Origin of the sequence: Fluoribacter dumoffii NY 23, from assembly GCF_000236165.1 — a bacterium.
Classification (GTDB): domain Bacteria; phylum Pseudomonadota; class Gammaproteobacteria; order Legionellales; family Legionellaceae; genus Legionella; species Legionella dumoffii.
The window spans coordinates 1,912,927-1,929,277 of the sequence record NZ_CM001373.1; the positions used below are offsets into that span (position 1 = coordinate 1,912,927).

Below are 16,351 nucleotides of genomic sequence, written 5' to 3' on the forward strand. Positions count from 1 at the left end.
AATTTGGTTTCATCGACTTCCGATGTTTATCTATCCTTCATGGACCTTACCGCTTTCATGTAATGCCCCATCCTAAGATTCTTTTTATTTTTTCTCTCTTTATTCTATGTTTCATTGCAGATTATAGGTAAGATATTTCAGATTAATGGCACTACTACGTATAAGGAAATAGAAATGTATCAGAATATACTTGTTGCAATTGATGACAGTGATACATCAATGCAAGCCCTTCATGAAGCCATTGCCTTAAGCAAGGTACATCATGCAAAATTGCGGATTATCCATGTTGGAAACGAGTTTTATGCCCCCTATCTGGGTACTGGTGTTGATTACGAAAAACTTGAGGCCTCATTCAAGGAATACGGACAAAAACTTTTAAATAAAATGCTAACCATCGCACGTGAACAGAATGCAGATTGTGATGCTCAACTGCTGGAAGTAAACCCGGCACATGAGCGCGTCGCAGACAAAATTATTACTGCAGCGAAAAATTGGCCAGCGAATTTAATTGTCATAGGAACTCATGGGCGCAGAGGGTTTCAACATTTATTACTAGGAAGCGTTGCAGAAGGTGTTGTTCGTAATGCGTCAATGCCTGTTCTTCTTATTCGCAGCAAATAATTCTCCTTAGTAGAATGATCCTCGATTAGCGAAAGAGTAACGATGCATCAGAGCAGCCGTTAATCTTTCGCTTAAGCAAGCTTTTTCAATACATACTATCTTTTACAAAAATTTGATACAATGTACCAAAAATTTATAATTGGATCTGTTTTAATGCAATTAATTGATGATTATCATGAGATGGAGAGGCATTTTTTTTCGCTTGTCAGCTCAAACTGCTTCGACTATCAAACCCTGGTTGCATTTGAAACTGGTGTGCCTGCCTCAGGGCTTAACCCTGTTTTTGTAAGACATGTAAGCGAGCAATTCGTAAGAGATCTTGCTCATTGCACGTCCTATTTTATCCAAAAAAATGTACCTTGGGCCTTAATTGTTCCAGAAGAAAGCCTGCTCAATTCAAAACAGCACACACAATTTATAAAAGAATTTACCCTGGCCGACAAGGGTGTTGGTATGGCATTTAATCTTTTAGGGAATAATTGGCAATCTGCAGATAGTTCGCTTGAATTTAAGATGATGAATGAAGATCTACATTCCTGGAGTATTCCACTGACTCATGGTTTTCAATCAACACCGGAAATTACCGCGATTTATATTTTAAGACATGCTGAGGCATTAAAGAAATGCAAAGGCCTTTATCATGTTACGGGCTTTCTTGCGGGCGAGCCGGTGGTGTCCCTAACCTTAACTGTGAAAGAGCATCTTGCCCGCATTGATGATTTGGCTACAATTCCTGGCTATCAAAAGCGTGGTTTTGCAAGTGCCATAATGGCATATGCTTTGAAAAGGGCTTTGGAGTTGAAAGTTAAAACCTGCTTTCTGGAAGCCTCAAAGGATGGTCTAAATCTTTATAAACGCATCGGTTTTCAGCCCCTTTTTACCAACCTGTATTATGAGCTGCAGCCTGAAACCCTCACAGTTGAATCTGAGATAGCATGATAACTCGGAACCAGCATTACTGATTTTCTTTTACAAACAATAAATGACCTGATCATCCAATTCAAAAGAGGTCTTGAATTCCCGCGAACATTGAACAAGCTTCTTCGTCATCCATTGGCATTCATCCTTGCTTGCATAACGTAATTTGAAGTTCTTCCTAACCATAGGCACCAGCTCCAATTGCTTTAACTGCAACTGGGCATCAAAAGCCAAAAAATACATTAGGGACAAATCACTTTTGAATTCTTCCCATCCACTAATTCCTTCATAATCATTAATCAAGTCCCCGCAACCATATAAAATCAACCCTTGATTGTATAACTCAATACCAATCGGATGATGGGAAGAATGGCCATGAATTATATTTACCCCCAGTTCATCAATAAGAATATGTGCAAACTGCTGATGGGATTCAGGAATTTCATAACCCCAGTTTCCACCCCAATGAATACTGACAATACATAAATCTTCTGTTTTCCTGAAATATTCAATGACACTTTTTATTTGATTTATGGTGTGTTTGCCCAAGTCGCTCAATAACCATACCCCGGGTCGCTCCCTTGTCGCTGCCCATTCTTTGAAAATCCCGCTCGAAGTAAGTCCCATTGAAAACACCAGTGTCCTGCCCTTGAAACCCGGTACAAAATGAATTGCTGGCGCAATTGCCTTTTCCAAGTTTTTCCCTGCACCCGCATAGCTAATCCGAGCGTTATCCAGGGTCGCCAAGGTCTCTAGAAAACCTTCTCTACCCCAGTCCAGTATATGATTATTTGCCAAAACACACACATCAATATGTGCTGAAGTAATGACATCGATATTTTTTGGATGCATACGGTAATTTATCCCTTTATAGGGCCATGGGGTATTACTTTTTGTGATACATGTTTCCAGATTAATTAAACGAAAATCAGGCCTTCTTGCATTTAATTCTTCTAGTCCATCTCCCCAAACATATGCTCCTTTGTTTTTAAGTGGAATTTTGCCATTGATGTCTTCTGCAAGCCGCACATAATCACGTGCATCCCTAACATATGATTCATAAATTTGTGGTTCACAAGGATGAGTGAGGATTTGGTCAATCCCTCTTCCTGTCATGACATCACCGCACAGGAACATACGATATGGAGGCATTACGGATGACATAATGAATTTAACCTCAGAGCAAAACTTCCTATTTCAAATAATAGCCTTAAATCCAAAAATTGCAGGATGTTTCGTTTCATTGATGAACGCAGAGGCAGATTTAAAGTTGTACCGTGTCATGCCAGGCCAGATACATGAAATCCCCATCAGTTATGTATCGATTTTTTTTTGGTGGTTTCTTCTGTAGATTCGGATTCCCTCACTTCAGTTTCAGCTTTTCTTTTTTTGGTATCCTCGGAGGGATGTAAAACACCAAGGTCACTGTTTGAAATTAACGGGGGGGAACTCGGTTTTTTTCTCCAATTTAGTACATTGGTTTTTGCATCCTCTGATACCCGTGGAGAAACGTTAAAGCAGCCACGATATTTGGTAGATTTTTCGCATTGATTTCCAAAGACTTCCTGGCAGGGTTCTTTACTCAAATTCAATAAGAGATCAGAGAACTCCTCTTTTAGCTGGTCGAGCCGCTCCTCCTCAGTTTTTTTAAACCATTTTTCCATGGTAACATCATCATAGCCGAGGGGATAAAAACCAAATTTGTTATAAACGACAAGCGAATCAATCGTAGGACTGACTGTCATCGCTGTCAGTCCTGTTCTTTGAAAAAAATCAAAGGCATGCACTATCATTAAACTGGCAAGTCCTTGATTGCGGTGCTTTTCACTTACAAATACACTAAACAGTTGGGATATAAAATTGGAATCCTGTGTTAATCTCAATTCGATAAAGCCAATCATTTTCCCCTGATCCCGCACAACAAGCATCAGATCATATCTATTTTGCTTTTTATTTTGATATTTACCATTATTTTTCAAAAGCTTGATTGTGTCCTCCTCTAATTCCTCCTGTCCCTCTTTAAAATAAATTTCCGCCATCGCATCATTGTGATTCACATGCTTATGGAATTCTTCAATATCTTTTGAGTCGGGATAATCAAGGACATAATTTGGAGAAACAACATTATAATCTAATTTATCATTACACATATAGATATGCCTAATTAATATTCAACAACTTTAGTATAAATCCAAAAGAACGGTTATTCCAACGATGTGGCTATTTAATACCCATCCTATACGGGTGTAAATTATTTAAGGAGATAAATAAGACGCTGCATTAAAATAATGGTAGGATAAAAGGTATATACTTATATGAAACCAGTTCGTTTTTCTACTCATTAATAAAGTCTTAGGAGAGCGTGTGGAAAACAAACAATGGCAGTTTTCGCTCTGGTATGTTCTAATTTTTTTCTGGATTCTCATTCTATTCCAGAACTTTTTTTTCGCTTCCCATCCAGTCAATATTGCTTACAGTGATTTTATAAAACTTTTGAAAGCCCATAAGATAGACAATGTCTTACTTGAAGAAAATTACATTACTGCAAACGTGAAAACGGAGGGTTTAGCAACATTCCTTCCTGAAGACAAACTAAATGAAATTAAACAATATGGCGGCAAAGAACCTCAAGTCACTACTGTGCGTATTAACGATCCCTCCCTGGTACCGGCCTTGGAAGCCGCAAAAGTCAAATTCAATGGACAAATTGAAAGTAAATGGCTGACCATGTTGTTGTCCTGGGTGATTCCCGCACTGCTTTTTTTTGCATTATGGAGCTTTTTAATAAGACGTATGGGTTCAGCGGCGGGTGGCGTTTTGGATGTCGGAAAAAGTAAAGCTAAAATGTACATGGAAAAAGAAACCCATGTGTCCTTTCAAGATGTTGCCGGCGTGGATGAAGCCAAAGCCGAGCTCATGGAAGTTGTCGAATTTCTCAAAAACCCACAACATTATACCCGCATAGGGGCCCATATTCCTAAAGGAGTTCTTTTAGTCGGCCCGCCTGGAACTGGAAAAACACTACTCGCACGCGCTGTGGCAGGTGAAGCAGGAGTGCCTTTTTTTTCAATTAATGGATCTGAGTTCGTAGAAATGTTTGTCGGCGTAGGTGCTGCACGAGTACGAGATCTGTTTAATCATGCCCGTGAAACAGCCCCGGCAATTATTTTTATCGATGAACTGGATGCCTTGGGTAGGGCACGTGGCGCGTATCCTATTGGCGGCGGGCATGATGAAAAGGAACAGACTTTAAATCAATTGCTGTCTGAAATGGATGGATTCGATCCCAGTGAAGGATTAATTCTTCTGGCCGCAACAAACCGTCCGGAAATTCTTGATCCTGCATTGCTGCGTGCGGGACGCTTCGATCGCCATGTCCTCGTAGACCGGCCAGATAAAAAAGGCCGTATAGAAATATTGAACGTTCATCTGAGAAAAATAAAACAGGATGCGGATGTTGATGCGGAAAAAATTGCTGCCTTAACCCCCGGGTTCTCCGGTGCTGATTTAGCGAATCTCGTCAATGAAGCTGCCCTGCTTGCGACTCGTCATGATGCCGACTCAGTCAGCATGGATGATTTTACTAATGCCGTAGAACGTATTGTCGCCGGTTTGGAGAAGAAAAACCGTTTACTCAATCCGGAAGAACGTAAAGCAGTAGCCTATCATGAAATGGGGCACACGTTGATAGCACTCTCCCTACCCAACGTGGATCAAGTGCATAAAGTTTCGATCATCCCCCGTGGGATAGGCAGCCTTGGTTATACCATTCAACGTCCTACTGAAGATCGCTATCTTATGACTGAAGAAGAATTAACAAATAAAATGATGGTGCTTCTAGGGGGCAGAGCGGCCGAATTTGTTGTTTTTGGACGCTTTTCAACAGGAGCAGCAGATGATCTCGCCAAGGCAACAGATATTGCCCGGAGCATGGTGATGCGTTATGGCATGGATAAAGACCTAGGACCAGTAACTTACCAGAAAGAACATTCAATGTTTCTGGAGCCCACCCTTCCCCATAACGATCGTGAATTTAGTGAAGAAACAGCTTGCGAGATTGATGCAGCAGTTCGCAAAATTATCCAATCAGCATTTGATGACGCGGTAGACATAATAAAAAAACGCATCAAAATTTTAGAAAAAGGAGCAACCTTATTATTGCAAAAAGAAACGCTAAACGAAGAAGATTTGCTTTCCCTGAATATAAAACAGTGACAGACCAAAGCCGCAGTGCTGGATAGCAAACCCGCGTTAATGGATAAAACCAAATCAAGCTCCTACCCTTTCGCCAGGGCCTGCGTTCTTCATTCATGGGAGATTAACTGTTCTTGGCTTAATGGTTGCAATGCATGTGTAGAATCAAAATGGATTAAACCATCAAATTGATAAGGCAATTGAGTAAAAAAATAATGGCTATAACGCTCTGTGTCCGGCAGGTACACAACCCCAATCGCGCGTTGTAAACGAGGAATATCCAGATAAGTTTCAAGTTTCTTGTTATCAGACAGGTTTAAGAAAAAATTCTTATGCTTTAAATGATGGAATAAATCCTCAAAACTTCCCTGTAATCCAGGCCTTACTTGTTTTTTCTCACCCGGCATTCCCCAATCGGATGCCGCCATGACTGTCCCTTCATAAGTGGAAAAACCAAGTGAATAGGAATGTGTGTCATATTGTTCCCGTACTAATTGTCCCAGATTAAATTCATTACGCTCTCCCATTTCGGTAGCTCGGGAATCCCCTATATGTGAATTATGCGCCCATATAATGATTTTTGCCGGCTGTTTGAAGCGTGTTTCCAAATGAGCCGCTAACACATTCAGGGTTTCCGCCATATGTTGATCGCGAATATTCCAGGTTGAAACCCTCCCTTCTAACATGGAGCGATAGTAATTTTCTGCATTTTTTACCAAGCGGGCATTTTGAGTCGCAAAGAAGTATTCATCTTCTACTGCTATTCCATCCCGATGCAGGTATTCAAAAGCCCGGTGCTGCAGTTCCACTAATTGAGCTACAGCCTCATGGATACATGCCTTTTTAATTCCACTATGAATTAAATAACCATATATTTGCGGATCCTGATGCAGGTGATCAAAACAGGAATAACGCTGTTTTGCCCGTTGCGCGGCTTCAGGATCGATTTTGCTTAAGAAATCAATTACAGCTTGTATAGAGGCATTCAAGCTGTATAGATCAAGGCCAAAGAATCCAATTTTTTGTGCGGCAGGTAAATTATCGTTATATTTTCGTAACCAGCTCAGAAAGGGCGGAAGAGTAGTATTTCGCCACATCCAGGAGGGAAACCGTTGGAAATTATCCAAAGCCTGTTCACAAAGTTCAGCATTTCCTTCACCTTGTAAATAACGATGAACACGATGGGCGTCAGGCCAATCCCCTTCAATTGCTACCGCCATAAAACCATGCTCTTTTATCAGCCGCTGGGATATTTTAATGCGGGCCTGGTAAAATTCATGCGTTCCGTGAGATGCTTCACCAATCATTACAATACGAGCATCCCCAATATGCTCAAGCACTGCATCATAATTTTCATCGGATTCTTTCAGTGGAACTACAGTATTATCGAGTTCATCTATTAGCTTTTGCAAAGCATCTTTATTCATAGAGCCTCCTCGCTCCCTACTTTCCGCCACAATATCGATCAAACCAGTTTTTGGCTATATTGGCGACTTCGCTTAATTTTCCGGCCTCTTCAAATAAATGGGTTGCTCCAGGGACTATGTGCAATTGGGGGTGGCAACTCATTTGCGCCATCGCTTGCTTATTAAGATCAATCACTACCTCATCCTGCCCTCCTACAATCAATAAGGTAGGGGCTTTGACTTGAGGTAAATAATTACCGGCCAAATCAGGCCTGCCGCCTCGTGAGACGATGGCGCTCACATATTTGGGCTCCTGCGCTGCTGCTACAAGAGCAGCCCCACCTCCGGTGCTTGATCCAAATAAACCGATTGGAAAATTGTATGGAGCTAATTCTTGGGTACACCAATGAATCACATCAATAAGACGAGAGGCCAATAAATGAATATCGAAACGAAATTCACGAGTAACATTATCGATAATATCTTCCTGGGAAGTAAGCAGGTCAAAGAGCAGGGTTGCGTAATTTCCCTCATTCAAGGTATTGGCCACGTATTGATTGCGGCTGCTGAATCGACTGCTTCCACTTCCATGCACAAAAATCACTATCCCTTTAGCTTTTTCAGGTATGAATAGAAACCCATTCAAATAAACATTTTTACTTGGAATTGTCACGGGATGTTGAATGTCCGCAGTATAGGTATCCATGAGCATTCCTTTTCCTGAACCTACCTTATTTCAAGTATAGCCTTTTAATCCGGATTAATTGGTAAATAGCGCATGAGCTATAGGAAATTTATAATTTTCATATGCATTGTGCTTAAAGCATAAACCAATAAGCCATTCCGCCGCTTACTCCCATTGTCATTAATAATAAAGTCGATTGCAGAGCAAAGCGTAGAGGGGTTAAAGTCCATAAGAGTACTATTTTAGATATAAAACTGGCCATAATGGCGGTATACAACATCAAACATCCTTGATCGAGCTCAATTTTATCGCCCAAATAAAGCAAGGCAGTTGCTAGTGAAATACCGTGAATTTCAAGCAATCCACCCAAAAATGAAATCAACAAGATCCAATTGATTGAAATAATTCGCTTTGTCATTGCGACAAGCAGCAGCAAGAATCCAATGAATATCGAAGTTTGCAATATAGATAATAAATTCAGGGGCTTGGCTAATAGAGTTAAATCGTGATTTATTTTTTTCTGATAATAAAGCAGAATAACTGCCAATAAAATTCCTGTACTTATCATTGCCAGGAGCGGCCCAACTATGGAAACAAGTAATGTGGGAGAGGCCACAAAAATGATAAGAAGCACATCAACAAGCATGGCGACAGTGGCTAGAAGCCCGGAAGCTAAAATGGCAGGAATTGCCTGCGGATATCGCTTTAATGTTTGATGAACCTGGGCAAACACTGCAGTACTCGAAACCAATCCCCCCATAAAACCGCTTAAGGGAATCCCCATACGTTCGCCGAATAGATGGATGGCCACATAACCGCACAATTGAATTCCGGCAATTGTAGCAATCAATAAACCAAAAGCCCTGGGGTTAAAAAAATGCCAGGGATCAATGGTTCTATCAGGAAGAAGCGGTAAAATCCCCAAAGTAAAAATGACCAATACAATTACCGTTTCCATTTCATGGGGTTTGAATTTTTCCCGCGCCAACCGATGCAGCCTTTTTCGTTCAATAAGGATAAGTAAAATGATGGCGCTCAGGGTTATTGCAATTAAGGGCAAGCTGGGAACCATAAAACCAATACAAAAAATAATCCCCCCGGTAATTTCTGTCAGAGCACCTATATTACTGTTTTTACGTTGATTCGTACTGATTTGAAAATAATTGAGCAGTAATATACCAAATACAAAAGCGCTTGTCGTAATTGTAAGACCCGTTTGATTTAAGGTGGCAATCAAAGTTCCGAGAACCGATAATAAGATAAATGTTCGGACACCAATAAATTGGGCCCCTTCCGGATGACTGCGTTCGCGCTCAATACCGATGAGAAAACCAATCAGAAGGGATATAATAAAAGATGTCAGTATCTCTAACATAATGCACACTTCCCTGGCTCTGCTTTCTTCGACACCGCATTCCAATCAGGCGTGTATCACTTAATTGGCATCTCCTTAATAAATGGATTATAGTACATCTATACTTAAGTAATTGAATTTGCGTTTGAAAATAACGGTAGATTCTTCATGGATAATAGAAATCCCTGGGCTTTAAACGCCCCTATTGATTCTTTTTTCTTTGACTGTGATGGTACGCTCTCACTCATTGAGGGAATTAATGTCCTTGCAACAAGAAACGGCGTTGCTGAAAAGGTTCATCAGATTACAGCTCGGTGCATGGGAAAAACGGGCATGACCCCCAAGGATTATCAACAGCGTTTGGTCTATGTGCAACCTACCCGCAACCAGGTAGAGGAGTTAGCTGCATCCTATATACAACATGTTGCTCCTGGCGCTTCGGAACTCATTCAGTTATTGCATCGCTTGAATAAAAAGACCTATATCATTTCAGCCGGCATTAAAGCGGCAGTAGTCCCATTTGCCCATGCTTTAGGGGTGCCTGCAAACCATGTACTTGCAGTGGATGTATATTTTGATGCGCAGGGTAAGTATTTTGGATTTGATAAACAAAGCAATATGACCAAAGCCAATGGAAAAGCTGTAGAGATAGCCTCGGTGCTGAGTCCTGGTGAACGATCCTTATTAGTGGGGGATGGAATGAGTGACTGGGAGGCACGAGAAACAGTAACCCGATTTATTGGTTTTGCAGGCCTAAGCCCTAAAGAATGGGTAAAAAAACACTCTGATTTTTATATCACCAACACAAGCTTTTATCCAATAATCGCCTTGGGATTAACGCAAGACGAGTTGCAACAATTACCTTCCCAAGACCTTGCCTATTATGAACAAGGGCTTAGAGAAATTAACAATTCTGCGGTTCTGATCAAGGGAAATGACCATGTTCACTATTCAGGTTCTTGATAATATCTCTCCCCAAGGCTTAAGTATATTCCATCCCGACCTATATCAATTAGGCATTAACCCAATCGAGCCTGATGTTATTTTAGTACGTTCCCATAAATTACATGGGCATCCTTTCTCCAGGAATTTAAAAGCAGTAGCCCGGGCAGGTACAGGTACTGATAATATCCCTGTTGAGGTCCTTACCAAGCTCGGTATTCCTGTATTTTATGCTCCTGGCGCAAATGCCAATGCAGTCAAGGAGCTAGTGATGGCAGCCATGATCATGGGTTACAGGCATTTAGATGAAACCCGCTCTTTTATTACCGAACTCTCCAAAGAAAATAATCAACTCCTAAACCGGGAAATAGAAACAAAGAAAAAGAAATTTGTTGGGCATGAAATTTCAGGGAAAACCCTGGGCGTCATAGGGTTGGGTAATATAGGAGTTAAAGTGGCTAATGCCGGATTGGCCTTGGGGATGAACGTTTTGGGTTTTGATACCAACATGACCCTTACTAACGCCTTGGCATTAATGCCTGGGGTTGAAAAAGTGATGGATATGAATTGGTTACTATCCCATGCAGATATTATTACTTTGCATATCCCTTTAAATACCGCTACTACCCACTTAATTAATGAAGAAAATATTTCTTTTGTGAAACCGGATACCCTTTTGCTCAATTTTTCCCGCGAACAAATAGTATGTGAAAACGCCATTTTGCAGCAACTGAATAATCAACGTTTGATGGGCTATATTACCGATTTTCCAACGATTAATCTCGCAGGACACCCTAATGTCTTGTGTTTCCCCCATTTGGGTGCAAGCACGCAGGAAGCCGAACAGAGTGCGGCAGAAATGGTGATTCGCAATGTTTGCAATTATCTGGAATATGGAATTATCGAATATTCTGTCAATTTTCCCAATATTTCTCTTTCTGGAACTCAGGTGTCTCATTGTTACCGTCTTCTGGCTATCAACAAAAATACTCCTGGTGCTATGGGCAAAATTACCCAGAACATCTCAAAGCTTGGATTCAATATTGAACAGATGGAAAATAAATCACGTGGGCCAATTGCCGTCAACCTTATTGATATCTCTGGACCTAAAGAATCCCTGTCCGAATTATGTGATCAACTGAAGCACGTTTCAAAATTAATAGACATCCGATTGGTGTCAAATTGTCAAAAATAATAAAATTTGTGCAATTTTTGTAAAACCCCAATTTCTTTACTACACTTTTAAATGTTATTCACCTTATCAAGATATTAACCTGTTTTATAAGGATTGCTGTGCATAATATTGAATTACTCGCCATTCATGATCAAAAAACAAATGGTATGGCGATTTGTTTAAAACCCAAAGTTCCCTACATTATTACTCCATCTTTGGTCCATGAGGTTCGCAAACTACAAAACAAAATAGCCGAACAATACTATACCCGGCCATGGGAAGGGGTTTATTACATTCTATGGTATTTACATAACGATACCGCTCCCTGGATTGGCCTTGACTATCATTTTATCCAGGAGGCCTTGACAAGCCATCGTGAGCGACAAATGGAGCACTACATCGAAACTGTTTTTGAATTACTGTTCATCAATTATGTGGGTTTCGATCTTCCCCTGATTAACTGCTCTATTGTAAACCGAAAGTTGAGCGGCGTTTCTCAGGATTTTTTTTATGTCAATCGCATCAATTTTATAAAACATTATTCCTGCTCCAATATACTTCCCTTTAATAAATTAAATTTTAATTCCGGAATAAGAAATACATCCTTTCCCTTGAAACTCTATACTCGCAATTATTTTTATTCCTATAACTCAATTGACTTAAAATCAATGAAAAAAATTCTTAGTTCGTATCGGTATGAACCCATACCCAAATCCCAGCAGGATGAAATTAAATTTCTGTTCAATCAAATTAGCCAGGAAACAATTGAAAAAATTTATCAATTGGCATCAGAAAAAATGAATGTACTCAAACGTTTCGCCTTAATGCAGTCGCGGGCAAATAACTCAAGATAGAATCCTGATTTGCATTTTGATAGCACCTCATTCGTGCCTCCGGGATGCTGCAAGGCAGATGCCCTCCAACTTCAAGCGTACAAAATAAGCCTAATGCCACACTCTTTGGATAAACTAAAATATCAACACTCACTTTTACACCATAATAGGGTATAATATGAGGAGTTTTTATACAGGAAAGGTATATTGATGTTTGGGTTGAATGACCGGGTGGGCAAATCCTTTTTTAATGACGCGAAATCTGATGAACTCTTTGTTACCAGTCGTTTTTTTACTTTACAGGGAGAGGGACCATTTCGTGGTCACCCTGCATACTTCATTCGCTTGGCTAAATGTAACTTAGCGTGCTCTTTTTGTGATACTTATTTTGATACCGGGGAATGGATTGATTTTACCTCCTTACTGGAAGAAGCCGACACCGTCATTCACTCTTTTTTTCAAACACGAAATCTCACCTCGCCCTCCTGGGCTCAGGGTTTGGGAAAAAATATGGTTCTGGTGATTACAGGCGGTGAACCTTCATTACAGCGGAATTTATCCGCATTTTTAGAACAAGCCCAACCGTATTTTCAATATACTCAAATTGAATCAAATGGTGTTTCCATTCTTCCTGATCTCCCTGCAAAAACAACTTTGGTTGTCAGTCCCAAGTGTCTTGAAAAAGAAGGGAAAGTTATTCGCTACCTAGAACCTAACAGTAAAATGTTGAAGCGCGCTGATTATTTAAAGTTTGTGATGTCAGCACCCGAAGATGGTCAATACACACCCTACAGCGAAATACCCGCATGGGCGCATGAATGGGCTGAAAAAACCGGCAAGCAGGTGTTTGTGAGCCCCATGAACAGATACCAGAAAGAGCCGCAACGTGCTCAAGCAATGCGTGAAAAAGGGCGGGATCTCACCATAGCAGAACGCTCGGAAATTAACGAAACTGTCAGCTTTTGGGAACCAGGGCTTTTACACCTGGAAAAAAACCAGCGCAATCATGAATATGCAGCGGAATATTGCATGAAATACGGGTTTGTCCTGAATTTGCAAATCCATCTGTTTGCAAGTTTACCTTAAACATTTTATAGGTCCGGACTAGGAGTGCTAATCCGGCTTTCGATAATTTAAGATGAATGAATCAAGCGGAGCATACCATGTCATGACCACAACATGTTGGTGATTTAATCTGGCCGCATCCCTGAGGACATTTTGCTACTTGAACTTTGCCTTTATCCGTTTTGATTTCATCACTGACTAAAGGGGTATCGCATTTCGCGCAGGTTAAATTTTTTACTCGCATTCCACATTTTTGACATTTATATTCCATGGCCAATCTCCTTGAAATTAATTTCTTTGTTCAATATTAGGACTAAATCGGGTAGTTGTAAAATGGAAGATTGCTGGTTTTTTATCCTAAGGCAGCACGTAATGCTTCATCAATATGGTTTTCGTCAAATACCTGTACTCCATGCTCCCTTAGCAGCGCAGCAGTAACCCCTTCCCCCTGAATCAATGTATGCGAAAAAGTTCCATCATAAATCATTCCGGATCCACAAGACGGGCTTCTTGCTTTTAAAACCGCAACCCTTATGTGATATTTTTTTACCAGCTCCAGTGTTTTTTGCGCCCCTTGCAGGAAGCAATCAGTCACATCCTGATTCATTACAGTTTTTACTATAGCATTTTGGTTTAATACCTCAGCGCCCGATTTTTTATCCTGAATCTCGGCCGGCGCTCTGGGAACAGGCAATCCTCCAGCAAGTTCGGGGCAAATAGTGATAATGTTTCCCTCTTTAATCCATTGTTGTAATAAAGGATGGTGCTGCAAACAATCCCCCCCGTCATAGCGAACTTTCTGGCCAAGAAGACATGCACTCATAAGGATTTTAGGCATAAAAACTCCAATAAGAAGACATAAAGAAGGACTCCAGGTATAGCCTTAAACTTACTCTAGAAGGTAAGCTTCCGTAACCTTAAAGAATTAACAATAACGGAAACAGAGCTCAATGCCATCGCAGTGGCAGCAATAACAGGGTTTAATAACAGCCCTGTCAGCGGATACAACACACCAGCCGCCAGGGGAACACCCAATCCATTATAAATAAAAGCAAAAAATAAATTCTGGCGTATATTGCTCATTGTAGCGCAAGATAAACGACGCGCTTTCACGATACCCTCCAAGTCGCCATGGAGCAAAGTAATCCCTGCACTCTCAATTGCGACATCCGTACCCGTGCCCATTGCAATTCCTATATCAGCACTTGCCAACGCCGGCGCATCATTTACTCCGTCTCCTGCCATGGCCACAACGAAACCTTTATCTTTCAAACCACTGACTATACGCCGCTTGTCATCTGGCATAATTTCTGCAATGACGTTTTTTATTCCCAATTGTCCGGCAACCGATTGCGCTGTTATTTGACTGTCGCCAGTCAGCATGTATATTTGCATCCCGTTCTTTTGTAATTCATTTATGGCCTTAAATGTGTCTGGCTTCAATGGATCTTCCACTGCCAAAATGGCAATTGTTTTACTGCCTACAGCCATAAACATGACTGTTGCACCTTGTGCCCTTAATTCAACAGCCCTATCATTAAGTGAGCTGGGTGTATCCCCATATTCTTGCATCAGCTGCAAGTTCCCAATTGCAATGCGTGAATCATTGATCTTACCAATGACCCCTTTTCCAGGTATGGCCTCAAAATCTGCGACCGTGGTTAGCGACAATTGTTTCTCTTTTGCTGCAGCAACGATTGCATTTGCCAAGGGGTGCTCGCTGTGGCGTTCCATTGTGGCAGCTAAAGCAAGTACTTCATCTGCTTCAAATTCCTTTTCAGTAATAATCTGGGTTAATTTTGGGTGGCCAAGCGTCAGGGTGCCGGTTTTGTCCACAACGAGCACTTTAACCTGTTCCATAAGTTCCAGCGCTTCAGCATTTTTAACCAGGACCCCATTCTGAGCCCCTTTACCCACACCAACCATAATAGACATAGGTGTGGCTAAGCCTAAAGCACAAGGACAGGCAATAATCAGCACGGAAACTGCTGCAAGTAAGCCATAACTCAAAACCGGTTCCGGGCCCAAGAAAAACCAGGCGAAAAATGTCACAATTGCAATCAAAATTACTGCAGGTACAAACCAGCCTGAAACCACATCAGCTAAACGTTGAATAGGGGCCCTGCTCCGCTGGGCTTCACTTACCATATGGATAATATGGGCCAGCATTGTGTCACTGCCTACGTGTTCCGCCCTCATTACAAAGCTGCCATTCAGGTTTATGGTTGCCCCGATTACTTTGGAACCTATGTCCTTACTTACCGGCATTGATTCACCGGTAACCAGTGACTCATCTACATTACTGCGTCCCTCAAGCACCTGCCCATCCACGGGAATTTTTTCGCCGGGACGAACACGAAGCTTATCCCCGACCCGAACTTGATCAAGGGTTACTTCTTCATCATTACCATGAACATCAATTCGGCGAGCATGTTCCGGGGCTAAATTCAATAAGGCGCGAATTGCTCCTCCTGTCTGCTCGCGAGCTTTTAATTCCAAAACCTGGCCGAGCAAGACCAAAGTAGTAATTACCGCAGCCGCTTCAAAATAAACATTGATTAATCCCTGGTGATGAAAAGCAATAGGAAACAAACCCGGAAATAGCAAAGCAATGGTACTGTAAATCCAGGCCACGCCTACCCCCATTGCAATAAGGGTGAACATATTCAGCTGACGTGTCTGGACTGAAATAACCCCCCGCTGGAAAAAAGGCAAACCACACCATAAAACCACAGGGGAGGCCAGAGCAAATTGAATCCAGGCAGAGAGATTTGCCGTAAGAACATGTTGAAACAGATGGCTCCCCATTTCTAATACCACGACCGGAATACTTAACAAAAGTGCCAACCAAAATCGGTGTTGCATGCTTTTGTATTCGGGATTTTCTTGTTCTATCGACACAGTTTCAAGCTCTAGAGCCATACCACAAATCGGACAATTTCCTGGTTTCGCCTGCCGAATTTCTGGATGCATGGGACAAGTGTAGATACCGGTTTTTAGCGTCTCATCTGAGGCAGAATGCTGAGGCAGATTAAGGTGGGGATGACTTGCCTGATGGTTTTTTTCTGCCTCTAAAGAATTCTTTCTGGGGTGATGCTCGTGATTACAATGTCCCGGTTTCATAGTTCCTTTTTCTCCTTAGGAATACCTCTCCTGTCA

15 protein-coding genes are annotated in these 16,351 nt (G+C 41.3%); 7 read left to right on the top strand and 8 right to left on the bottom strand.

Annotated features, from left to right (window positions below; translation table 11 throughout):
* Positions 1–174 precede the first annotated feature (174 nt).
* Together KYQ_RS08560 and KYQ_RS08565 are read left to right on the top strand one after the other, a co-directional pair.
* Positions 175–621: a universal stress protein gene (locus tag KYQ_RS08560; RefSeq protein WP_010652985.1), complete on the top strand. Its 447-nt coding sequence runs from the start codon at positions 175–177 to the stop codon at positions 619–621.
* Between the two features lie 153 nt (positions 622–774).
* Positions 775–1,560, top strand: coding sequence for a GNAT family N-acetyltransferase (locus tag KYQ_RS08565; RefSeq protein ID WP_010652984.1), 786 nt, complete (start codon positions 775–777; stop codon positions 1,558–1,560).
* A 30-nt stretch (positions 1,561–1,590) separates the two neighbouring features.
* On the opposite strand, the gene KYQ_RS08570 is transcribed toward KYQ_RS08565, so the two are convergent.
* Together KYQ_RS08570 and KYQ_RS08575 are read right to left on the bottom strand one after the other, a co-directional pair.
* Positions 1,591–2,703, bottom strand: coding sequence for a CapA family protein (locus KYQ_RS08570; protein ID WP_019349870.1), 1,113 nt, complete (start codon positions 2,701–2,703; stop codon positions 1,591–1,593).
* A 146-nt stretch (positions 2,704–2,849) separates the two neighbouring features.
* Complete coding sequence (locus KYQ_RS08575; protein WP_010652982.1) at positions 2,850–3,689, bottom strand: GNAT family N-acetyltransferase; 840 nt, start codon at positions 3,687–3,689, stop codon at positions 2,850–2,852.
* 214 nt (positions 3,690–3,903) lie between these two features.
* Between KYQ_RS08575 and ftsH the strand changes: the two genes are divergently transcribed.
* Positions 3,904–5,754: an ATP-dependent zinc metalloprotease FtsH gene (ftsH, locus tag KYQ_RS08580; protein ID WP_010652981.1), complete on the top strand. Its 1,851-nt coding sequence runs from the start codon at positions 3,904–3,906 to the stop codon at positions 5,752–5,754.
* An 89-nt stretch (positions 5,755–5,843) separates the two neighbouring features.
* Here ftsH and KYQ_RS08585 read toward each other — a convergent pair whose 3' ends face one another.
* From KYQ_RS08585 to KYQ_RS08595, 3 genes are all read right to left on the bottom strand, one after another.
* A complete protein-coding gene (locus KYQ_RS08585) occupies positions 5,844–7,160 on the bottom strand; it encodes an erythromycin esterase family protein (RefSeq protein ID WP_010652980.1) in 1,317 nt (438 codons plus the stop codon).
* Positions 7,161–7,176: 16 nt separating this feature from the next.
* Entirely contained in the window at positions 7,177–7,845 is a 669-nt protein-coding gene (locus KYQ_RS08590; RefSeq protein WP_019349871.1) for a dienelactone hydrolase family protein, read from the bottom strand.
* 112 nt (positions 7,846–7,957) lie between these two features.
* Positions 7,958–9,199: an MgtC/SapB family protein gene (locus KYQ_RS08595; protein WP_010652978.1), complete on the bottom strand. Its 1,242-nt coding sequence runs from the start codon at positions 9,197–9,199 to the stop codon at positions 7,958–7,960.
* Between the two features lie 147 nt (positions 9,200–9,346).
* Between KYQ_RS08595 and KYQ_RS08600 the strand changes: the two genes are divergently transcribed.
* From KYQ_RS08600 to KYQ_RS08615, 4 genes are all read left to right on the top strand, one after another.
* Positions 9,347–10,141, top strand: coding sequence for an HAD-IB family phosphatase (locus KYQ_RS08600; RefSeq protein WP_010652977.1), 795 nt, complete (start codon positions 9,347–9,349; stop codon positions 10,139–10,141).
* On the top strand, positions 10,119–11,315 hold the full coding sequence (locus tag KYQ_RS08605; protein WP_010652976.1) for a 3-phosphoglycerate dehydrogenase family protein: 1,197 nt from the start codon (positions 10,119–10,121) through the stop codon (positions 11,313–11,315). Before KYQ_RS08600 ends, KYQ_RS08605 begins: the two co-directional genes overlap by 23 nt.
* 98 nt (positions 11,316–11,413) lie before the next feature.
* Positions 11,414–12,148, top strand: coding sequence for a hypothetical protein (locus KYQ_RS08610; protein WP_010652975.1), 735 nt, complete (start codon positions 11,414–11,416; stop codon positions 12,146–12,148).
* 189 nt (positions 12,149–12,337) lie between these two features.
* Positions 12,338–13,213, top strand: coding sequence for a 7-carboxy-7-deazaguanine synthase QueE (locus KYQ_RS08615; RefSeq protein ID WP_010652974.1), 876 nt, complete (start codon positions 12,338–12,340; stop codon positions 13,211–13,213).
* A gap of 61 nt (positions 13,214–13,274) precedes the next feature.
* Here the strand turns inward: KYQ_RS08615 and KYQ_RS08620 are convergent, their stop codons facing one another.
* The 3 genes from KYQ_RS08620 to KYQ_RS08630 form a co-directional block, all read right to left on the bottom strand.
* Entirely contained in the window at positions 13,275–13,463 is a 189-nt protein-coding gene (locus KYQ_RS08620; protein ID WP_010652973.1) for a hypothetical protein, read from the bottom strand.
* Between the two features lie 81 nt (positions 13,464–13,544).
* Complete coding sequence (locus KYQ_RS08625; protein WP_010652972.1) at positions 13,545–14,030, bottom strand: 2-thiouracil desulfurase family protein; 486 nt, start codon at positions 14,028–14,030, stop codon at positions 13,545–13,547.
* Positions 14,031–14,086: 56 nt separating this feature from the next.
* Positions 14,087–16,315: a copper-transporting P-type ATPase gene (locus tag KYQ_RS08630; protein WP_010652971.1), complete on the bottom strand. Its 2,229-nt coding sequence runs from the start codon at positions 16,313–16,315 to the stop codon at positions 14,087–14,089.
* Positions 16,316–16,351: the final 36 nt, after the last annotated feature.